The following is a 22,422-nucleotide window of genomic DNA, read 5'->3' as shown; positions in this document are numbered from 1 at the left end:
CGTTTTGCTAGCAATCAGGGGACTTTTCAAACATTCTCTAAGGTGCGTTCAGAACACAAGTCCATTCGTTCAGAACACAAGTCTATTCGTCCAGAACACAAGTCCATTCGTCCAGAACACAAGTCCATTCGTCCAGAACACAAGTCCATTCGTCCAGAACACAAGTCCATTCGTCCAGAACACAAGTCCATTCGTCCAGAACACAAGTCCATTCGTCCAGAACACAAGTCCATTCGTCCAGAACACAAGTCTATTATCGTGTAATTACTGAGCTACCAATCCAATATTATTAAAAAAAATACCTTTTTCTGTAAGTTTTACTGAACCACTATACTGTCCCATTGAGACACTCTAGAAAGATAAGTTTAGTAAAAAGTATGCATTGATGCCACGCCAAAAAAGAACCTCTCCCGTGCTAGAAAAAACCGAACAGAGAGTAATCGGATTTAAATCGATTGATTCCAGCCTTGACTTTGGTGATTCCATCAGCTTAAACAATTTAACCCAGTTAATCGGGCAACTCCGCAACCAGATCGACGAGTATAATATGATGCTAACTGCCATTGATTCAGCAAAGGGAAAAATAGAAACCCTTGAAAAGACCATTCGGGAAACCTCAGAGCGCTTAGTCAGTGGTGTGGCGTTGAAGTATGGCAAAGACAGCCGGGAATACGAGATGACAGGCGGGGTACGCAAAAGCGATCGCATTCGTAAAGCCACCATTACGCGGTTAAAATCGACCGCAGACTCAAAAGCGGCTTCTACACAGACGGCGTAATGAGCAACAAGTAGGCATCATTCACGGTGAATGATGCCCATGTTTTGCGTAGGCGTAGCCCACCGCAGGCATCGCTTTTCACGCTATCTGGAAAACCTCTCTTCATAAATAGTTATGCTAACCACAGTCATTAAACCCCACCCCCAACCCCTCCCCGCTTGCGGGGAGGGGAGACAAAGCATAGCTTTGGCGGGGTGGGGTTCTTCGGATTTAATAAGCAATCAACCAGACATGATATTATTCCTCAATCAACTCAAAATTCACCCGCTCGTAAATATCACGCAAGGCAATTTGAAAATCGATAGAATCTAAAACTAAAACTGCATCTTCACCTTCATATTCCTTAAAAATCCATTGACCTTCTGCTTGCTTTGCAAATTGTTCCACAGCAAAACTATACTGTTCAATCATAATATATTCTTGAAAACCAAGAATTGAACGATAATATTTAAACTTATCTGTTTTGTCATAATTTTTAGTTGAATTTGATAAAACTTCAACAATTAACAAGGGATTAGTAATAATTGTTGTACCTGTTCCCTCATAAATAGGCTTACCTTTGATGACTATAATATCAGGATAAGTATAAAGACGATAACGAGGTATTGATAATTTCACATCCCCTATGTAAATCTCATAATCTTGTCCTTGCGCTGTCAGGGGAAATTTTTTATAAAAATTACCTGCAATTTTGTTGTGGTTAGTTGTTCCCCCTGTCATAGGTATAATTTCTCCGTCTCTGTATTCATTTTTATATTCAGCCTTCTCTTCTAATTCCAAATATTCTTCTGGGGTGTAGTAGCGCTTCTCTGTTTGCAAAACCATATTAATTAACTCATAAAATGAGGGAATAGCTATGTTATCAATAACGTAACGTACCCTAAAGATAGCGAAAATAAATATTTTTGTTATCAAAAGACGGTTGCAGACAATGTAACAATAGCGATCGCAAGCCAATAATTTTAGCCATACCCACCAGTGAACGCCCCTACCAACATCTCTGCACAAACTCAGAATCGCAAAGCCGATCACATTCGGATCTGTTTAGAAGAAGATGTTCAGTCTCATCAAATCACCAATGGACTGGAACGTTATCGCTTTACCCATTCTTGCTTACCCGAACTCAACCACAACGATATTGATATCAGTACAACTTTCCTGGCGAAACACCTTGGCGCACCTTTGTTAATTTCTTCCATGACTGGCGGAACAGAACAAGCCGCAATCATTAACCAACGTTTGGCCCAAGTCGCGCAACACTACAAAATTGCAATGGGTGTCGGTTCCCAGCGCGTAGCAGTAGAAAAACCCCAAGTAGCTGATACTTTTGCTGTCCGCAAGTATGCCCCCGATGTTTTGCTATTTGCGAACTTGGGCGCTGTGCAACTTAACTATAAGTACGGCTTAAATGAATGTTTGCGCGTAGTTGATATCCTAGAAGCTGATGCCCTGATTTTACACATTAACCCTCTACAAGAGTGCATTCAACCCAAAGGTGATACTAATTTTCGGGATTTGATTGACAAGATATCTGATTTATGCGATAAACTACCAGTGCCAGTGATTGCGAAAGAAGTAGGTAACGGCATTTCAGCAGCGATCGCCAGCAAACTAATCGCCGCCGGAGTAGCAGCAATTGATGTAGCTGGCGCGGGAGGTACTTCTTGGGCAAAAGTAGAAAGTAAACGGGCAGAAAATCCCTTGCAACGTCGCTTAGGAAGGACGTTTGCCGATTGGGGTTTACCGACGGCAGAGTGTATTACAACTATTAGAGCGATCGCTCCAAATGTGCCCTTAATTGCTTCGGGAGGTTTGCGTCATGGACTGGATGTTGCAGCTGCGATCGCCTTAGGAGCAGATATAGCTGGTTTAGCAATGCCTTTTTTGCAAGCAGCAGCAACATCAGAGACAGCAGTTGCGGAACTCGCTGAAGTATTAATCGCTGAAATCACTACAGTTTTATTTTGCACTGGCAACGCCACCTTGTATCAGTTAAAGCACTCTGGTAGTTTACAGCGCATAGAATAAGTAAATAGGTCATTAGTCATTAGTCATTAGTCATTAGTCATTAGTTAGTTGTTTTTCCAATACCCATGCCCAATGCCCAATGCCCAATGCCCAATGCCCCATGCCCAATGCCCAATAACTAATAAATAATGCGTAATTTTATCAAACAAACTGTTGCTAGTTTAATTGGCACCTTACTAGGACTAATTATTTTCGGTGGTCTGGGAACCACTGGACTGTTCTTGCTAATATTGGCTGCTAGCTCCTCTAAAGATACTGGGCCAAATGTGAAAGATAAGTCAATGCTGGTTTTTGACTTGTCAATGAAAATTACTGATAGCGAACCTAGTTCTGGCGAACTGTTTCAAAACACATTATCAGGTGTGGATGACGATAGGATGGCACTCCGCAAAGTTGTGGAAACTTTGGAAAAGGCGCGGCGCGATCCGCGAATTGTCGGGATCTATTTAGATGCAACAAGCACAAGCCAAGCTGCTAACGTTGGCTATGCCTCTCTGAAAGAAATTCGGAAAGCGTTAGAGGAGTTTCGTGCTGCGGGGAAAAAGATTGTCGCTTATGGCAGTGATTGGAGTAAAAAGGAATATTACCTTAGTTCAGTGGCAGATTCCATTGTGCTGAATCCTCTGGGAATGATGGAAATCAACGGCTTGAGTTCACAACCGATGTTCTTAGCGGGTGCATTGCAGAAATATGGCATTGGTGTTCAAGTCGTGCGGGTGGGGAAATTTAAGGGCGCTGTAGAACCGTTTATCCTCACAAAATTGAGTCCAGAAAACCGCGAACAAACTCAGAAATTGTTGGATGATGTTTGGGGAGAGTGGCGCACTACTGTAGGCGCAAGTCGGAAAATTGAACCTAACCAGTTGCAAGCGATCGCAGATAATCAGGCACTACTGGAAGCCACGCAAGCCAAAACCACCCGTTTAGTCGATCGAGTAGCATACCCCGATGAAGTAGTAACTGACCTGAAAAAGTTGACAGATAGCGATAAAGACGACAAAACATTCCGACAAATTAGCCTGAATAGCTATGCAGAAGTTTCTGGCAAATCTTTGGGTGTAGAACGTAGCTCAAAAAATGAAATTGCCGTTGTTTATGCAGAGGGCGAGATTGTCGATGGTAAAGGAGAAGATGGGCAAGTAGGAGGCGATCGCTTTGCCAAAATCTTCAACAAACTACGACAAGATAAGGATGTGAAAGCTGTTGTACTACGGATTAATAGTCCTGGTGGTAGCGCTACCGCATCTGAAGTCATGCAGCGAGAAGTGAAATTAACTCGTGAGGCAAAACCGGTTGTAGTGTCAATGGGTGATGTAGCCGCCTCTGGTGGTTACTGGATTGCTAGCGACTCTAATCGCATTTTTGCCGAACCAAACACCATTACAGGTTCAATAGGTGTGTTTGGGGTGTTGTTCAATGGTGAAAAGCTGGCTAATGATAATGGTATCACCTGGGATTCGGTAAAAACTGGAACCTATGCTGATAGTCAAACAGTTTCGCGTCCGAAATCGCCCCAAGAGTTGGCACTTTATCAACGCAGTGTTAACCGAATTTATAATATGTTTCTGAATAAAGTTTCTCAAGGTCGCAAACTCCCAGAACAAAAAGTGGCAGAAATTGCCCAAGGGCGGGTTTGGTCTGGTGTAGCAGCGAAGGAAATTGGTTTGGTGGATGAAATTGGCGGTTTGAATACTGCGATCGCGTATGCTGCCAAGCAGGCGAAACTAGGAGAAGACTGGGAAGTGCAAGAATATCCTCGCACTAGCAGTTTCAAAGAACGGTTTTTTGGACGTGCAACTGAAGAGGTGCGGACTGCTTTAGGAATTGAGGAGACGCAACTCAAACAATCCAATCCCCTCACCGATGAATTCCAAAAGTTGCAACAGGAAATCGGAATTCTGCAAAAGATGAACGATCCACAAGGGGTTTACGCCCGCTTACCTTTCAACTTGAAGATTGAGTAGATGCTTTTTCTAAGTCCTATATCATGTTCGGGTAATTAATTATGATTGCCATAGTTATTGCAAAATTGAAAATTTGGTGGGGGTTTTAAACCCAAGTTCGCTACGGTCACGGGCAGGAGGCAGGAGGCAGTATTCCAACTCAATACGCTTGGGTTAAGGCTAAAACCCTTTGTGAAATCAATTTTTTTAATGAACCTTATTAGGCGCAGAGAAGCCAGTGCGCCCTTGCGGTTAAGAGACTTGTTCGCGCAGCGTCTCCCCTTCTCCCAAAGGGAGAGGCTACGCCAAGGGAGAAGCAACTGGCGCGACACAGAGAGAAGGAAAAAATGCTTAACTGAACTGTATTGTATTCCAACTGAGCCTCCTGCCTCCTGCCCTCTGCCTTTCTTGATAAATCAGTAGATTGAAACAATAATTAATTACAATTTACATTTCTATATAAATGTCTTATTAATCATACTTATTGAAATCTTAAAGTTTTGATAAAGTAGTTGATGTAACCTCGTACTTCATTATAATAAAATAATTACAGCGTCGGTTAAAAAAAGTTTGGAAAAAGAACCAAAATTTTTGCTCAAATTACTTACTATTTGGGTCATAAATTAAGGGACTTTCAAAAAAGAAATTATCTAATTCTTTAGAGTAGGCGTCTCGCTCGTGCACAAGCAAAGGCGGGCTTTTCGGGTCACCCTACAATAAATAGCTGGATATTTTTTTCTTTAGAAGTTATTAACCAAATAATTTAGTGGTTTTTAATTTAGATTACACAAATGGCAAGTAATCTACATTGAACTGATGAATAGTTTTTTGACTGAGGCTGAACTTACGCATTAGTGAGAAATTCAGGAGAAATAACATGGCATTTATTTTCGGCAAAACAACTGCTGACAATCTTTCTGGGACTTCGGGAAATGACACGATAGTTGGTTGGGCTAGTGGTGGTGATGCCAATAGTCCCTCCGGTAACGACACTTTAAATGGTGCAGATGGTAACGATTCCCTCGCAGGTGGAACGGCAAACGACAGTCTAATCGGTGGAAATGGCAATGACACTCTAATAGGTGATGCAGGCAGTGATACCTTTAGAGGCAGTCAGGGTAACGACAGCATTAATGGCGGAGATGGCATAGATACCGCAGACTACAGTCAACTAGGTCAGAGCATTACCTTGTCAGGTGTTGGAACCATTGAAAAAGCTGGCGGATTTGGGCAAGACCAACTCTTTAGAGTAGAAAAGGTTATTGCTAATGCTAATGTTGCCAACAACACCATAGATGCATCCCAATCTTTGGCTGGAGTAGCTATCACCGTTAACCTGCGAACCCAAAGTTTGGTTGCCAATAACGTTCCTGGCTTGGGAACATTGTCATATACAGCAGTCAACTTTGATAATGTCATCGGCACAAATGGAAATGACAGCATTGTTGGCGACACGCAAGATAACCGATTATCCGGTAATAATGGCGATGACACACTTGATGGGGGCATAGGAAACGACACTCTAATAGGTGGTGCAGGCGACGACACTTACTTCGTTGACACTACTCTTGATAGGATTACAGAGGCTGCGAATTCAGGCACAGATAGCGTCCGGTCTTCTGTCACCTACGCACTAGGCACCAATCTGGAAAACTTGAGGTTGAGGGAAGGTAGCGACATCAACGGGACAGGTAACAGTGTTAGCAACTTCCTTTTTGGTAATACTTCTAACAACACTTTGAATGGCGTAGGAGGCAATGACACTCTAGATGGTAATAATGGCAATGATATCCTCAATGGTGGTGATGGCAATGATAGTCTACAAGGCGGGCCCGGCAATGACGTACTCAATGGCGGGTCTGGAGACGACATCCTCATCGGTGTTTTCCCTGGTAGTCCGCTTCCACCTGGAATAGCGGAAACTGATAACTTCACTGGCGGGACTGGGGTAGATAGATTTATCCTGGGGGACGCTGTAAATGTTTTCTACGACGATAACAACACTACCAGTCCTGGTTTTGGGGACTTGGCTACTATTATTGACTTCGACTCTAGCCAAGATCGAATTGAACTCAAAGGACCTCTACAAGACTACAGCCTGCAAGTTGTTGGAAGCAACACGCGAATATTGTTAGACAAACTAGGAGCAGAGCAAGATGAAATCATAGGTATTCTGCAAGGAAAAACCAATCTCAGACTTGATAGTGATGACTTCCTTTTCTATGAGCGGGAAAATGCTGGAGAAGGTACAAACAACTCACTAGACAGCGCTGAAGGTTTAGGTTCCTTATCATCAGGCTCAGACGTTAATCTCTTGGCCCAGTTAACAACAGTTCAACCAGGGGATAATTCCGATTTCGACTTTTTTACATTTTCTTTAGCAAATCCAGGAACTGTCACTATCAGTACGGTGACATCGGGAGATACAGTTCTCGGTCTGTTTGACAGTGCTGGAACTTTATTACAAAGTGACGACGATAGTGGCTTAGACCAGGGGTCATTAATCACTAGTTCTCTGGGTGCAGGTACGTACTCCATTTCAGTGAGTAAATTTGCTTTCTTGCCTGAAAATGGCGGAATTTTCTCTGGTAGCACCTCTATACCTGATCTTTCTTATACCCTAGAAGTCAGTTTGGTATAAGAACGTTGTCAACTTAAGAAAGTCCTGACATCACAAGGCAGATTCAAGGATACTTTTCCTCTTGGCTAAGGGAACACGGCGACGTGTCCCCCTTACCCCAATACGTTTGGGTTAAGGCTAAAACCTTTTAGCAAAGTCAAGTTTTTTAACGAACCACAGAGGCGCAGAGAGCCAGTGCGCCCTTGCGGTTCCCCGACTTGTTCGCGCAGCGTCTCCCCTTGGGAGAAGCAACTGGCGCGGCACTGAGAGAAGAAATAAATGCTTAACTGAACTGTATTGCCCCTTACCCGACAAAAGACTATTTACAAGGCAGCGCTAATTTTCCAATCCTAAATAACTACAGCGGATTTCAAGGAAAGTGTTGTACACAAGCTCGCGTCTCAAAGCCAGCTATAAAGCCTGTTTTACTTCTATTAGCGTAGCGGGGCGTAGCCCATTCTGACGCCTCGGCGGAGCGTCTCCGGCTCCGCTCCTGAATTCTGAATTCTGCTGTATATAAAATTTATGTAAAGCCTAAGTTTTATTAAGTGCAATAATTCCTGGATTAATATATCAATGAAACTTGGAAATTTTACAATCCATTTTTTAATGCAAAATTATCTTTTGGTAAAAAAATGATATTGAAACTTAACTTAACAAAGATATTGCGTTCATCTGAAAATCTTGCAACGTTCACCAAAAAAATCATTATCATTAGTTTAAAACAATAATTAATTAAAAAGTACGTGCGTATTTCAATGTATTATCAATCATATCTATTAACATTTTGATAACTTGGAAAAAAAGTTGACGTAACATTGTATTTCATGATATTTAAATAATTACAGCTTCGGTAAAAAAAGTTTGGAAAAAGAACCCAAGCATTTGATCTAATTACTTACCATTTGGGTTATAAATTAAGGGACTTTCAAAAAATAAATTATCTAATTTTTTAGAGTAGGCGTCTCGCTCAACCGCAAGCAAAGGCGTGCTTTTCGGGTCAGCCCACAATAAATAAGTGGATATTTTTTCTTTAGAAGTTATTAACCAAATAATTAGTGGTTTTTAACTTAGATCACACAAATGGTAAGTAATCTACATTGAACTGATGAATAATTCTTTGACTGAGGCTGAACTTACGTATTAGTGAGAAATTCAGGAGAAATAACATGGCATTTATTTTCGGCAAAACAACTGCTGACAATCTTTCTGGGACTTCAGGAAATGACACGATAGTTGGTTGGGCTAGTGGTGGTAATGCCAATAGTCCCTCCGGTAACGATATCTTGAATGGTTTGGCTGGTAACGATTCCCTCGCAGGTGGGACGGCAAACGACAGTCTAATCGGTGGGGATGGCAATGACACACTTGATGGGGGCTTGGGTACTGACACTCTAATAGGTGGTGCAGGCGACGACACTTACTTCGTTGACACTACTCTTGATAGAATTACAGAGGCTGCGAATTCAGGCACAGATAGCGTCCGGTCTTCTGTCACCTACGCACTAGGCACCAATCTGGAAAACTTGAGGTTGAGGGAAGGTAGCGACATCAACGGGACAGGTAACAGTGTTAGCAACTTCCTTTTTGGTAATACTTCTAACAACACTTTGAATGGCGTAGGAGGCAATGACACTCTAGATGGTAATAATGGCAATGATATCCTCAATGGTGGTGATGGCAATGATAGTCTACAAGGCGGGCCCAGCAATGACGTACTCAATGGCGGGTCTGGAGACGACATCCTCATCGGTGTTTTCCCTGGTAGTCCGCTTCCACCTGGAATAGGAGAAACTGATAACTTCACTGGCGGGGCTGGGGTAGATAGATTTATCCTAGGGAACGCTGTAAATGTTTTCTACGACGATAACAACATTACCAGTCCTGGTTTTGGGGACTTGGCTACTATTATTGACTTCGACTCTAGCCAAGATCGAATTGAACTCAAAGGACCTCTACAAGACTACCGCCTGCAAGTTGTTGGAAGCAACACACGAATATTGTTAGACAAACCAGGAGCAGAGCAAGATGAGAGCATAGGTATTGTCCAGGGGAAAACCAATCTCAGACTTGATAGTGATGACTTCCTTTTCTATGAGCGGGAAAATGCTGGAGAAGCTACAAACAACTCACTAGACAGCGCTGAAGGTTTAGGTTCCTTATCATTAGGCTCAGACATTAATCTCTTGGCCCAGTTAACAACAGTTCAACCAGGGGATAATTCCGATTTCGACTTTTTTACATTTTCTTTAGCAAATCCAGGAACTGTCACTATCAGTACGGTGACATCGGGAGATACAGTTCTCAATCTGTTTGACAGCGCTGGAAGTTTATTACAAAGGAACGACGATGGTGGCTCAGGCCAGGGATCATTAATCACTAGTTCCCTGGGTACAGGTACGTACTCCATTTCAGTGAGTAAATTTGGTTTCTCGCTTGAAGATGGCGGAGTTTTCTCTGGTAGCACCTCTATAGCTGATTTTTCTTATACCCTAGAAGTCAATTTTGCATAAGAACTAGAACTAGCCCTTTCAAGGTGGCCAACGAAGATACGTTGTTTCAGTGCTACCATCTTGAATCCTCCGCTCATATCTTGGGCTTTTTGAAGGTTGAAATAACCAATTCTCGTTCTAAATTTCACCACCTTGAAAGCGTTAGTACCGCAAGGCGGAAGTCAAAAATCAAAAGGAGCCAGCGCGGTCTTCTCCCAAAGGGAGAGGCTAGCGCCAAGGGGTTTCCCCCATGAGCGACTGGCGTCGGCTCTGCCGATTTGTACCCCTACGGGGAAGCAAACTACGCTCTTAGCGTTCCCGCTCTTTAGCAACTGGCTCTCAAAAGTCAAAAATTTTGTATATTAAGGCTTTTGCAAGTTTTAAAATGGTAGCTTGATTTACGCCACGCTGTACTAGTCCTATTATTGTTACTTTGCACGAAAATATTTAGCCGCTAAAAAGAATTTTTTTCCGACTCTGGTTCTCTCAGTACCAACTCAGACATCAAATCTGGCAAAAACGCTTGTTCCCCATCTTTGGATGTCTCAGTTTCTTCTTCAGCAGCAGGTAGCCAGTTGATAAATGGTAAGGGTAACAGCGTGCTGAGGTTAGTAATTACTACCAATAGCCAAAGTGATTCAAAGTTCGTTGCGGTAATCCCCAGCCAATAGGTGATTAATGCCCCGAATGCATGGGAAACCGTTCCTGCTGAATTAAACACCGACATTAACAAGGCAAATAATGTCGCTTCCACACCAGAGGGACAAAGCCTTGCTGCTAGCACCATCACTTGCATAAAGGCAATTTTCCCCATCACAGAGAGAATCAGGCTATCACCCAAACTAAACCAGTGGTCATCTATACCTAATCGCCTGTTTGCGTGAGTCACTAACAACAGCATCGTCATCCCCAAAATTGACGAAAGGACAGTACTCCAAGCAAAAATCACGCGAAAAGGGATGTTTTTGAGGAAACGTTGAAAAATCCAAACACCTGCTAAAGAAGCGAAACTTGTCACCAAGTGGACTCGCCCCAAAAATTCTGGTTCAAAGTGGAGTTCGTTGGTAGCGAAGTAGAAAAAGGCTGAGTCAGCATTTGGGGTAGCTTGCCAGATGAAGATAAACGCCGTTGGTAGCCAAATTCTTTTTTGGGTAATGGCTTGGCGTAGCTGCCCCAGTTGATGTTTTATTGGTAAAGAGTTGGTCTGATTACTATCTTGAGAATCTTTGCTAACGGGGAACTCAGTAATTAACCAAGCTACTCCTGAAACGATGAGAGGGAATAAGGCGGTAATTCCAAAGACAGTACGGGTAGTAAAGTATTGGAGCAGCAGACCGCTAAAGTATGCTGTTATCAAACCTCCGATCGCAGAAGCACCCCAGCACAGAGATTGTAATGAACCGGCTTTTGCTTGGGATTCGCCTCTAGCTCGTTCCACAACCAGCGAGTCAACTATGACATCACTCATGGCGACAGAGAGAGAACCAAGAGCGATCGCTAATGTAGCTGCCCAGCTAGTATGAACTATTGTGGCCAGACTCGCCCAAGAAGCAGTTCCCAGTATCCCGGATAAAATCAAGTAAGGACGCCGACGATAGCCAAATATGGGCAAGCCATCAGAGATGAAACCAAACACCGGCTTGATCATCCAAGGTAGGAAGACAATTCCCAATAGCGCCGACACCTGGACTGGACTCAGCAGCAGTTCATCTTTGAGGAAAAAGCTAACGGCTAGACGCGATAACCCTAAAATTCCTTGGACAAAATAAACGGTGAGAATTGCAATTAACTCCGCATTGGGTTCATTACCCAAGAAGATTTTTTGTGTTAATGAGTCTTTGACCTTGGACAAGCCAGATGATTGAAGCACCATTCGATAAATATTTTTTAAGTTTTATCTACTTTTCTATCATATCGATTCTTAGGATGTGGGCTTTGTGTCAGTCCTACTCTGAAAGCTTGCTATGGGTTGCGTTGTCCGTAGGAGAAAATCTGATCATCAATTGCAAAAGGATTAGGGCGAGTTTACCTAAGTAAGCTCGCCCTAATTTGTATTTAATATTAAATTGTCGTCGGAAGTTTTTAAATCCAGCTTACGGCACACTACGCGAACGTAGAGCCTGGAGTTAGGGTATAGACAAAATCAGGAAAATCTTACTGAGCCAAGATTTAATGAGATTGGCTGACGCTTTGCAACTTCTCGTTCTTGCGCTTGCGAAGAAACATACCACCTACAGTCAGCATACCCAAGATAACACTAGGCTCAGGAACAGCTTTAGGGTCAAAACCTGTAAATCTGTCAGTTCCTGAATGGAAAGAATGGTTGTCGCTTTCAAATCCACCACCATTTGTGCTTGTTTGGGAGATGACAATCTTATTGAAAATATCGTTGGTACTATTTGAGTAGAAGTGAACGTAGCCACTACCTTCACCATTCTGCTGTGAGCCATGAGTTGGAGCAACTGGGTTCACATCCGCAGTTGTAAATGTCTTGATCAGAGTATTGCCATTGTAGAAGGAGAACGTGTTATTGGCACTGATAGCTCCCCAGTCAATACCGAAATAATTGAGGTAACCGTCAAGGTTAATTGTGACTTTATCACCGTTGAAAACTGCCAAATAGCTACTTTTATTAATGTCTGTATCTTTCACACCAGGAGGTGCCCATACATCTGACCTAACGCTGCTGGTTCCACTTGTGTTCTCAAATGAGTACTTAGCGAAACCAGTGGTTGGTACTTTACCATCATTGAAATTAATAGTTGTCGTACCGGGAAGCTTAGTAAACTCAGAAAAAGCACCTTGGTTAGTTTCTCCATTAGGGCCTGCAATGCCTGTGGTCATTTTGAAGGAAATAGCCTGGGCAGAACCTGCATAGATAAATGAAGAGATTGCAGATAAAGATAGAGCAGCGATGCAAGCAATTTTTTTAAAAGACATAATTTTGAGATTCTGTATTTCTATTTGTTGATTAATTCGTTGTGCGACTTGAATTCATTATGGAATGCCTTATATAAGAAACAACACGATGAAATCACTGGATTCTCACTTACTGGTAAATCCATATATCTGGCAGATATTTTGCTGTTTTTTAGGATCTAAATAAGTAGTTTCACTTGGCAAAATAATGGATAACCTATCTGTTCTTTATCTGAAGATAAAAAAGTTGTAAATTTAGATTATATATATTAAGAATTTGTATCTTCGGATGTTGTCATTATTAAGGACTAATAAAGATAACGGACAGTCTTGGAGAAGCCTGTTTCCTGATCAATAGAAATAGATACGTGGTCATTGCTATTGGTTTTGACATTCTTCCCTTGTGCCTACTCCTCTTTCTCCAGTCAACTATGCCATCTGAGTTTTTTTGACATCGGTAGTAACATGAATTAAACTACCTGTTGCAATCAACAAAAGAATCTTTATCAATGCATCCAACCGAAGAAGTTGCTGTCCCTACTCGCGTTATCGGTTTAATTAGTGGCACATCCGTAGATGGCATAGACGCTGTGTTGGTAGAAATTTCCGGTACAGAATTGGATCTCAAAGTTGAGTTGGTAGCTGGGGCAACATATCCTTATCCATCTGAACTCAGAGAAAGAATATTGGCAGTTGGTGCAGGCGTTGCCATCTCAATGGCAGAATTGGCAGAAATAGATGATGCGATCGCTATTGTCTTTGCCCAAGCCGCCCAAAATATTCAAATTGGTCATCAGCCAGCTACTCTCATTGGCTCCCACGGTCAGACAGTTTATCATCGACCACCTGCGGATAGGGAAATGGGAAACAAAACCACTCCCTACTCCCGTTCGGCTACGCTCACGGCAAGCCCACTCCCTAGTACAGACGCAATTAATCGCCTCTGTGCCCACTCCCCACTAGGCTACAGTCTCCAACTAGGGCGCGGTGCATTAATTGCCCATCTTACGAGCATTACAACGATGAGCAACTTTCGCGTCGCTGATATCGCTATTGGTGGTCATGGTGCGCCTCTCGTGCCTAGAGTAGATGCCTATTTACTCAGTCATCCTGAAGAAGGGCGTTGTATTCAAAATATTGGTGGTATTGGTAATGTTGCTTATATTCCGCCTCGGCATGGCGACTGGCTCTCAAAAATTCGCGCTTGGGATACTGGCCCAGGAAATAGTCTGTTGGATCTAGCGGTGGAGCATTTAAGCGCTGGTGCTAAAACTTACGATGAAAATGGCAATTGGGCAGGCAGTGGTACTCCTTGCCATCCATTGGTAGAACAATGGCTCAACCAAGACTATTTTCATCTACCGCCGCCCAAATCCACTGGTCGAGAGTTATTTGGTGTGACTTACCTGCATGAGTGTTTAGAAGATGCCCAAGCATACCAGCTCAACCCTGCCGACATACTGGCAACTCTCACTGAACTTACGGCTGCTTCAATTGTTCATAGTTACCGCACTTTTTTGCCGGAAATGCCACAAAGAGTACTATTATGTGGCGGTGGTAGTCGCAATCTGTATTTGAAAAGTCGATTAGAGTTGTTGTTGCCATCAATACCAGTCTTGACTACAGATGAAGTTGGTTTGAGTGCAGATTTTAAAGAAGCGATCGCCTTTGCAGTTTTAGCCTACTGGCGACTTTTGGGTATTCCTGGCAACCTACCTACTGCGACTGGGGCACCTCTTGAAGTGCTTTTGGGAGAAATTCACCAAAATCAGTACTCAGTGCTGAGACAGGAACAATAAACAAGATAAAAAATTTCTTCATTCAGCACTGGCTCAACGCCGAGCTATCGCTAACGCAACTTAGCACTGCTATAACTATAGTCTTGGCGGCACTCGATCAAGACAGGGAATATAGAAGGTGGCTCATACTTTTTTATTGGAACCAGGACGCTGGACAATGCAGGGAAATTGGCTGGAACGTAATGGTATGCCAATCAGCGTCAAGGGTATGACCTTGGTAGCTTGGAATCGAGATAACTGGTTCACTATGGCTACAAAACTGATATTTCCTGGTAGCGATCGCTCAGAAATCTCTCTGCAATACAAGGGGCGGCTGCATGAGGGAGAGCGTCAGTACACTTTTTTACTCCAGCATAATATTTTGGGGCAGATTGAAGGTGAAGGCTGGATTGGTTTAGATACTATTGTGCAGCGTTATTGGGTAATAGGCGATCGTCAACGTCGTAGTGGCTTTGAAACCCTGCACCGAATTTCGGAAGATAGATATTACCTCAGCAGTGGCATGTTGGCTGGTCATTTTTTAACTAACACAATGGAAGCTAGCCTAGAGCGTCAGTCAACCTAAGGGTAGCGCTGCCTCACTGCTATGCCTCTAGGCTGGAAGCCTCTGGCTCAAACAACTCTGGCAAGGCACTGCTTTCTAACGTCCAATCTCTCATGCCTGATCTTAAAGAGTCATCGTTTATTCTCACTGACCTACTGAGTTGTATACTAAATAAGAAATTATCAAATTATCGTTAGACTTTTAGTATTTTTACCGAACCGTGTAGTCTGGAGTCCAGTTTCATGAATCCTAAAGTCTCTGTCATTATCCCTGCTTACAATACTGAAGCTTATATTGCGAAGGCAATAGAGTCAGTTTTAGAGCAAACGCTCACAGATATTGAAGTTATCATAGTCGATGATGCTTCAAGTGATAAAACTGTAGAAGTCGCTAAAAGTTTTACTGACCCACGTCTCAAAGTAATAGTTAATCAACAAAACCTTGGGGCTGCTGCTGCGCGTAATCGTGCCCTTAGAGCAGCCCAAGGAGAATGGATTGCTGTGCTTGATTCAGATGATTGGTATGCTCCCGAAAGATTGTCCAAGCTTGTGTCACTGGCAAACGAAAGAAATGCAGACATGATTGCTGACGATCTTTATTTAATCGAAGATGGCGAAACATCTCCTTGGAGCACATTGATTCAAGAAAGTGAAGAACGTATAGATAAAATTCTCCAAATTGATATCGTTTATTTTGTAGAAACTGATGTCTATGGACAACCAGGATTGCATCTTGGTATAAGCAAGCCTCTATTCAAACGAGAATTTCTGGTTAAGCACGGCATCGAGTATGATGATGCCATCAGGATGGGTCAAGATTTTTGGATTGATATGAAATGCTTAATCAAAGGAGCTCGCTTTTTCCTTGAGCCAAAACCCTATTATTTCTACCGCTCACGCCCCGGATCTCTTGTACATAAAAGCCAATTGTCACGTCTAAATCAATACTTGAATGCTAGTAATTCTTTCATGCAACAAGAAGTTGTGAAAAAAAATCCAGCTTTAATGCGTGCTTTGTCTTATAATAATTCAGTCTATAAAAAACATCTAGCTTACCTTAAAGTTGTAGAGCCTCTAAAGGAAGGAAAATGGTTAACAGCATTGACAGAAATGGGTAAAAACCCGTACTTTTTTTATGATTTCATTTTGCGATTGAACAATATTATCGAACGTCGAATTCAATACTATGTGATGGGTAATAAATCAGTTTTTGACATTTCTTATAACATTCAGAGAGAACGAAAAACTACCAATTAGTACTATCACATTTTTCCCAATAAATAATCCATTCTTCCGTAGTCAGAATGAGCCTGAAGGTTAAAAACCTGGTAAGGCAATAAGTATCTTTCATTATCCCTACTTACAAAATAAACGCAGAGGACAGCTTTGCTGGAGGTAAGAGGAAAGTACTAATTAAGCAAAACCTTAGTTGTAGACCATTGCTCACTAAAATTAAAATAACCTGAGTGTGACGAACCTCTCCCTGCCTTGAATTTTAGTTCAAGTCGTCCCTCTCCCACTCGGAGAGGGACGGTTTTGGGTAGTATAGCGGTTCTCGCTTGAGTAGGTACTGAACCCCACCCCCAACCCCTCCCCGTTCTTCGAGAGGGTGTCGAATCCCTTTCCTGTTCAATCCCCCTAGCTCCCAGCAAGAACTGCTCCCTTGCCTCTTTTTCAATGCACTTTTCCTCCTAAACACTTACAACCTGCTTTTGGATTCAAATTCTCTATGTCAGACCACAACATTGGTCGCTTACTTAGCAAACGCTACCAACTCCAGGAGTTAATCGGTACTGGAGCAATGGGTCGGGTTTATCGTGCTAAAGATACTTTGTTGGGAGGTGTACCTGTTGCGGTTAAGTTTCTGGCGCTATCAATTCAAAATGAAAAGATGCGATTGCAAGACCGCTTTGAACGAGAAGCAAAAACCTGTGCTTTGCTAGGGCAAAAAAGCATCCACATTGTCCGAGTCATGGACTATGGCGTAGATGACAATAACACTCCGTTCTATGTCATGGAGTACCTACAGGGACAAAGCCTGAACAATATTATTCGCAAGCAACGACTGCCTTTACCAAGATTCCTGAGTATGGCGCGTCAACTCAGCCTGGGGTTACAGTGCGCTCATGATGGCATCCCAGTTGAGGGCAATATTTGCCCAATTATCCATCGCGATATCAAGCCAAGTAATATGTTGGTGATTCAAGATCCCAGTTTCGGAGAATTGGTCAAGGTTCTAGATTTTGGTATTGCTAAATTATTACAGTCAGATGGCGACCATACAAAATTCTATTTGGGGACATTGGCTTATTCTTCTCCCGAACAGATGGAGGGTAAAGAATTAGACAATCGTGCTGATATTTATAGTTTGGGTGTCATGATGTTTGAGATGCTCACAGGCAAAATGCCACTGGTGGCACCAACTCACTCTTTTGGAGCATGGTATAAAACACATCACTATCAAAAGCCACGTTCTTTTGCTGAGGTTGTGCCCGGATTAGAATTACCAAAAGAAATCGAAAATTTGGTGATGAGTTGTCTAGCTAAAGTACCACGCGATCGCCCCCAAAGTATCACTGAAATCCTGAGAGTTTTAGCATCTCTAGAAAAGCCTGAGCATTCACGCAAAATTAAGCAAGACAGCCATGCCCTAGTTCCTGCTATTACAGTGAGCAATGAGGGTGAACAAAAGACAAAAGGCGATTTGCGTGTATCCTGGTCAAACGATGAAATTGCTCGTGTCATTTCCTGGCCCCAAAATAAACCAGTTGCCGATATTGTGTTTCCCCAGCCCATTCATAGCAATGGGGAGCTTTTACCAGCTCTGTGGGTGATGCTACCGCAAGAGGAAATTCAAAAGCGCTTACTCTGTACCCGCTATAACCAATTTCTTTTTATCTCTATTCCCCATCCCATGCTGCTATGGATTACTGTCATCTACAACCGCAAACATGGCGCTAAATGGTTACCTTATTATCTTGATCTCAAAACCAGTCTTGGTCAAGAAATTGCCCGGTTACTACAGCACACAGGTTACTACCGTCTGTTGTTCTTTGCACGAGAAACACCAAATCGCTGTACCCATATTTTACTTTCCAGCATCGCTTCTGCCCAGCGCCAACGACTGCAAGAGTGGGTCGCAATGAGCAACACATTGATGTCCTCTGCCGACCCGCAAATTAGTAAAAGCTTACTCAAAAGTGAGTATGAAAAGATTAAGCCTCAAATTCTCGCAAAACTGCAAAGTATTGATACAGATTCTCCATACGATCTTTCCAGCTAGGAATAATTTCTTCATGTTACATGTATTAAATGTAACTAAAGGGTAGTTTTTTGAAGAATGTAAACTTTTATAAACAAAATATATATAAAGATGTAAGTTCTAGTTATATGTATAAAGAGTGAAAAAACTAGCTGCCAAATCACGGTTATCTAAATTCTCTCTCAGTCTTCCTGTATATATATTCCGGGAGATTGTAAATTTACGCAGGTTAATTTCCACACTAGACGAATCAAAAGGAAGTCTGGCTAAAGCAAACAGTAGATTTGTACTACAAAGTAAAGTAAGTCTAGACTCTAGCAGATGTGTCGTCGAAAAGCTTACTCATTGATTGTTAGTTTTTTGAATTTAATTTTTGTCCAACTTTTGCAGAATTGGTTATCGAAGTTGACGCCCCGACATCCCCAGCTCTTTTCCTCCTTGGAACCAAGCAAGAGAAGGAGGTCGCCCACTGCGACAGTAGAACGACTCTATGCCATAGTGGAACCGGAATCTAAGCCCCACTGGTGCTTAAGAAGCTCTTGATAAGTTGCCTCGCGCACGACCATTTGCTCATAGAGCTTCACCAAAAAGTCTTTAGCTTGATCGTGGCTCATATTTTGCACCTGAGTAGCAAATGAGCATATACTGAATTGCTGTTCTAAGGATAGTTTCATTGGCTGGTTCATAATTAACTCCGAAAAAACAACGAGTAAAGGTGATATCGTTTGCAGAAGTCCAAATGGGATAATAATTGGACTGATATCTGTCCAACATTTGTTCCTCCGTATTACGAAAGATAACAAGTGTTTGACACATTGCCCACATCCGAAGTGTGGACTTTTTCTGCTCTGATATCTTGCACCTAATCCTACTGATATACCACCCAAGTCAGCCGAGCCATATTCCGGAAAATATTCTCTGTTTGGTCTTAGATAGGTATAACTAGTTCTTGACTCCTTTTTGCTTTGCATAACTCTCCTTTGAGGAGATGAGCAAATTTTGTCCTGAATCCTACATAGTTTCCTTGTTTGAGAAAAACTAATATGCTGTCTCCCCCGCAATATGGATGGAGGAAGCTTCGGAGGGTTGGGACTTTAAGGAGGTTGGAGAATGGATGGTAATAAGCGTGAATTATAGTTGCTTTACCTGATTACGTGCAAGATGTAAATCTACCAATTTGTGCAAATTTAGCCTCTTTTAGGTCACTTTGGAAGCTAAAAATATTTGTATCAAATTGTAAAAAGTAAAAATGCTCATGCTGAACAAATTGCTGAGTATATCTACCAGATTTGTCCTTTGTCCAATAGCTAGTAACTCTTGACTAATGACTAATACTTCGGCTCCGCTCAGTACAAGTGACCAATGACCAATGACCAATGACTATTTAGTCGAGTGAGACGATGACAACTGTAATGTTATCGTGCCCTCCGTGGTCTTTGGCAGCCTCAACTAGAGAGATGGCGGCTTTATCAAGCCAAGGGGTGTCTTGGAGGCAGTTAGCAATCTTCTGTTCGACAAGTTCTTCTGTTAGACCATCACTACATAACAGCAAGCGATCGCCAGCTTTTACATCCAGTGGTTGCACATCAATTTGATGTAAGTCTTCACGTCCCAAACAGCGCGATAATACATGACGAAACGGATGTAATCGTGCTTCATCTAAGGTGATGTCACCGATTTTGATTGCTCGTGCTACCCAAGTGTGGTCTTCTGTTACTTGTTCTAAGTGCGATTCTCGGAAGCGATACAGCCGCGAATCGCCAACATGAGCGCACCAGGGCGTCTCTGGGGCGCGAAAAATTACCGCTACAACCGTTGTACCCATGTCGGCGCGTTCGGGATGATTTTGCTGATCGTGCAAAATAGCTTCATTAGCACCCCACAAAGCTTGCTCTAGCAATTCTTGGGAAGATTTAGGAGATTGCCAATTTGCTACTAAATACGCCTGAATTTCCTTAGTGGCAATCCGACTTGCTTCCTCACCTCCGGCATGACCACCCATGCCATCGGCAACAACAAAAAACCGCCCCTGTGGGTCGATATAGTAAGCATCCTGATTATTAGAACGAATAAGTCCCGGATCGCTAAAACCCGTGAAATTAAGTTTCATAAATTATTTTTGCAACCAACCAACAATTAATACATACGATCGTAACGGTCAAGTCGTAAAAGTAGTCTGATCAGGATCACTGAAAGCACTGCTGCAATTAAACCAGGCGCGAGTGCCCACCACACATAATTGGTAACGACTAAGATCGTAGCTGAAAGCGTGAAACCACTGATTAACAGAGCGTAGCTTATTGAGAGCTGAATACTGCTCTGCCGACGCAATAGGCGTTCAGTTTCGATAGACCGAACACGCAAGCGCATATCTCCGCGTTCTAGCTTCTCTAGGGTATCCTCTAACCTACGTGGTAGACCAAACGCGGTACTACTTACCTGAGCTGCTTGACGACTTAATTCGTTAATAAAGCTATTCCCCTCAGAACCATTCATATCGGTCATAAGCTGCATTGCGTATGGTTTGGCAACTTCCATAAAGTTAAACTCTGGATCTAAACCTTTGCCTACCCCTTCTAAGGTAGAAAAGGCTCGCATCACAAAAGTGAAGGTTGCTGGAAATCTAAATGGCTGATTATAAGCTATTTCATAAAGATCGTCACTGATTGCTGCCACCGATTGGTTTTCAAAGGGCTTATCCATGAAATGATCCAGCATGTACTGGACGGAACGCCGGACTGGGCCCATATCATCGGTTGGTGCGATCGCGCCTAAATCGATCAGAGACTGAACAACGCGATCGCCATCTTTTTGGGCAATGCCAAACAGTGTTTGCATTAGTCCTTCACGCACGTTGGACTTAATCCGCCCCATCATGCCGAAATCGTAGAATATCAAAGCACCACTTGCACTAATGGCAATATTACCTGGGTGAGGATCGGCGTGGAAAAAGCCACTATTGAGTAATTGTAGTAAGTAGGCTTGAGCGCCTTGACGAGCGATCGCCTTTCGATCTAAACCTGCTGCTTCTAAAGCTTCGTATTGGCTAATTTTAATTCCAGGGAGATATTCTAAAGTCAACACTCTGGACGTGGCGTAACGCCAGTATACTCTTGGGACGTTTACCCAATCGTAGCCGCGAAAGTTCCGGCGAAAAGTATCAGCATTACGACCTTCGTTAAGATAATCAATTTCTTCCCAAAGAATGCGACAACACTCTTCATAAATACCTAACCAATCTCGCCCCCGTCCCCATTTGGGATGGTTTTGAAAATAGCGGGTAATTCCCTTGAGAATTTGTAAATCTATTTCAAATAACTTTTTTAGTCCAGGACGTTGCACCTTGACGACAACCGATTCCCCAGTATGCAGCACAGCTTTGTGTACTTGCCCCAAGCTAGCAGCAGCTAAAGGAACAGGTTCAAAATTATGGAATAGTTCAGGAATTTTCTTGCCTAGTTCTTTCTCAATGGTCGCTTCTACTTGCTCATAGCTAAATGCCGGTACTTTGTCTTGTAATTTGGCTAGTTCTTCTACATATTCACCAGGGAATATATCAGCACGGGTAGAAAACAATTGCCCTACTTTGATGAAGGTTGGCCCTAAATCCAGCAGGGTATTGCGAATCCAAACCGCTTGACTTTTGCGTCTTGCAGCTTGCTTTGCCTCAGTCACGCCACCCGGATAACTCCAAGATTTGTTGTATAGCCAAAGTTTGAACAATAAGGTCAAGACAAAAGACCAAATGTCCACAAAACGCCGTCTGCTAGAGTATTTTTCCCGATTCCAACGGTATGCTTTATCTGAATAACCTTGTTCCATATACTTTGTTTACCGTTGGTTTGCAACCGAATCCCTTGAAAGAAAAGACACTCTGATTCCTAAACTGTTTTTTCTTAAGTGTCCTTTGTCATTTGCCATTTGTGCAAAATTTTTGACGAATACTTCGACTTACCTCGGCTTCTCTGCGAGACGCTACGCGAACGCTCGGCACAAGTCGCTCAGTACAAGTGACTAATGACCAATGACTAATGACTA

General features: G+C 42.7%; 17 protein-coding genes. 10 read left to right on the top strand and 7 right to left on the bottom strand.

Annotated features, from left to right (window positions below; translation table 11 throughout):
- Positions 1-42: 42 nt before the first annotated feature.
- Together LC586_RS21205 and LC586_RS21200 are read left to right on the top strand one after the other, a co-directional pair.
- Positions 43-264 carry a hypothetical protein gene (locus tag LC586_RS21205; RefSeq protein WP_229486673.1) on the top strand — a complete coding sequence of 74 codons (222 nt, stop codon included), beginning with the start codon at positions 43-45 and terminating at the stop codon, positions 262-264.
- Positions 265-385: 121 nt separating this feature from the next.
- Entirely contained in the window at positions 386-778 is a 393-nt protein-coding gene (locus LC586_RS21200) for a hypothetical protein (RefSeq protein ID WP_229486672.1), read from the top strand.
- Here the strand turns inward: LC586_RS21200 and LC586_RS40755 are convergent.
- Positions 762-884 (bottom strand): hypothetical protein, encoded by a 123-nt coding sequence (locus tag LC586_RS40755; RefSeq protein ID WP_267921707.1) that lies wholly within the window; start codon positions 882-884, stop codon positions 762-764. The two genes, LC586_RS21200 and LC586_RS40755, sit on opposite strands and share 17 nt — an antisense overlap.
- A gap of 131 nt (positions 885-1,015) precedes the next feature.
- On the bottom strand, positions 1,016-1,603 hold the full coding sequence (locus LC586_RS21195; protein WP_229486671.1) for a Uma2 family endonuclease: 588 nt from the start codon (positions 1,601-1,603) through the stop codon (positions 1,016-1,018).
- Positions 1,604-1,756: 153 nt separating this feature from the next.
- On the opposite strand from LC586_RS21195, the gene fni reads away from it, so the two are divergent.
- The 4 genes from fni (at position 1,757) to LC586_RS21175 (ending at position 9,882) form a co-directional block, all read left to right on the top strand.
- Positions 1,757-2,806 carry a type 2 isopentenyl-diphosphate Delta-isomerase gene (fni, locus tag LC586_RS21190; protein ID WP_229486670.1) on the top strand — a complete coding sequence of 350 codons (1,050 nt, stop codon included), beginning with the start codon at positions 1,757-1,759 and terminating at the stop codon, positions 2,804-2,806.
- 128 nt (positions 2,807-2,934) lie between these two features.
- Positions 2,935-4,770, top strand: a complete 1,836-nt coding sequence (gene sppA, locus LC586_RS21185; protein WP_229486669.1) for a signal peptide peptidase SppA — start codon at positions 2,935-2,937, stop codon at positions 4,768-4,770.
- A gap of 856 nt (positions 4,771-5,626) precedes the next feature.
- Positions 5,627-7,390, top strand: a complete 1,764-nt coding sequence (locus LC586_RS21180; protein WP_229486668.1) for a pre-peptidase C-terminal domain-containing protein — start codon at positions 5,627-5,629, stop codon at positions 7,388-7,390.
- A gap of 1,148 nt (positions 7,391-8,538) precedes the next feature.
- Complete coding sequence (locus LC586_RS21175) at positions 8,539-9,882, top strand: pre-peptidase C-terminal domain-containing protein (RefSeq protein WP_229486667.1); 1,344 nt, start codon at positions 8,539-8,541, stop codon at positions 9,880-9,882.
- A 433-nt stretch (positions 9,883-10,315) separates the two neighbouring features.
- On the opposite strand, the gene LC586_RS21170 is transcribed toward LC586_RS21175, so the two are convergent.
- Positions 10,316-11,734: a folate/biopterin family MFS transporter gene (locus LC586_RS21170; protein WP_229486666.1), complete on the bottom strand. Its 1,419-nt coding sequence runs from the start codon at positions 11,732-11,734 to the stop codon at positions 10,316-10,318.
- 296 nt (positions 11,735-12,030) lie between these two features.
- On the bottom strand, positions 12,031-12,801 hold the full coding sequence (locus LC586_RS21165) for an Npun_F0296 family exosortase-dependent surface protein (RefSeq protein WP_229486665.1): 771 nt from the start codon (positions 12,799-12,801) through the stop codon (positions 12,031-12,033).
- A 488-nt stretch (positions 12,802-13,289) separates the two neighbouring features.
- Between LC586_RS21165 and LC586_RS21160 the strand changes: the two genes are divergently transcribed.
- The 4 genes from LC586_RS21160 (at position 13,290) to LC586_RS21145 (ending at position 18,405) form a co-directional block, all read left to right on the top strand.
- A complete protein-coding gene (locus LC586_RS21160; protein ID WP_229486664.1) occupies positions 13,290-14,579 on the top strand; it encodes an anhydro-N-acetylmuramic acid kinase in 1,290 nt (429 codons plus the stop codon).
- A gap of 118 nt (positions 14,580-14,697) precedes the next feature.
- Positions 14,698-15,144 (top strand): hypothetical protein, encoded by a 447-nt coding sequence (locus tag LC586_RS21155; RefSeq protein WP_229486663.1) that lies wholly within the window; start codon positions 14,698-14,700, stop codon positions 15,142-15,144.
- Between the two features lie 221 nt (positions 15,145-15,365).
- On the top strand, positions 15,366-16,379 hold the full coding sequence (locus tag LC586_RS21150) for a glycosyltransferase family 2 protein (RefSeq protein WP_229486662.1): 1,014 nt from the start codon (positions 15,366-15,368) through the stop codon (positions 16,377-16,379).
- Between the two features lie 472 nt (positions 16,380-16,851).
- Entirely contained in the window at positions 16,852-18,405 is a 1,554-nt protein-coding gene (locus LC586_RS21145) for a serine/threonine-protein kinase (protein ID WP_229486661.1), read from the top strand.
- A 467-nt stretch (positions 18,406-18,872) separates the two neighbouring features.
- On the opposite strand, the gene LC586_RS21140 is transcribed toward LC586_RS21145, so the two are convergent.
- The 3 genes from LC586_RS21140 to LC586_RS21130 form a co-directional block, all read right to left on the bottom strand.
- Entirely contained in the window at positions 18,873-19,070 is a 198-nt protein-coding gene (locus LC586_RS21140) for an NblA/ycf18 family protein (RefSeq protein ID WP_041565841.1), read from the bottom strand.
- Between the two features lie 698 nt (positions 19,071-19,768).
- Entirely contained in the window at positions 19,769-20,494 is a 726-nt protein-coding gene (locus tag LC586_RS21135) for a Stp1/IreP family PP2C-type Ser/Thr phosphatase (protein WP_229486660.1), read from the bottom strand.
- A gap of 26 nt (positions 20,495-20,520) precedes the next feature.
- The gene (locus tag LC586_RS21130) at positions 20,521-22,206 is read right to left on the bottom strand and encodes an ABC1 kinase family protein (protein WP_229486659.1); all 1,686 of its coding nucleotides are present in this window, start codon (positions 22,204-22,206) and stop codon (positions 20,521-20,523) included.
- Positions 22,207-22,422: the final 216 nt, after the last annotated feature.

The organism is Nostoc favosum CHAB5714, assembly GCF_020829495.1.
GTDB classification, from domain to species: domain Bacteria; phylum Cyanobacteriota; class Cyanobacteriia; order Cyanobacteriales; family Nostocaceae; genus Nostoc; species Nostoc favosum.
Note: the sequence above shows the minus strand (reverse complement) of the source record. Positions and strands in the feature narration are given on the sequence as shown.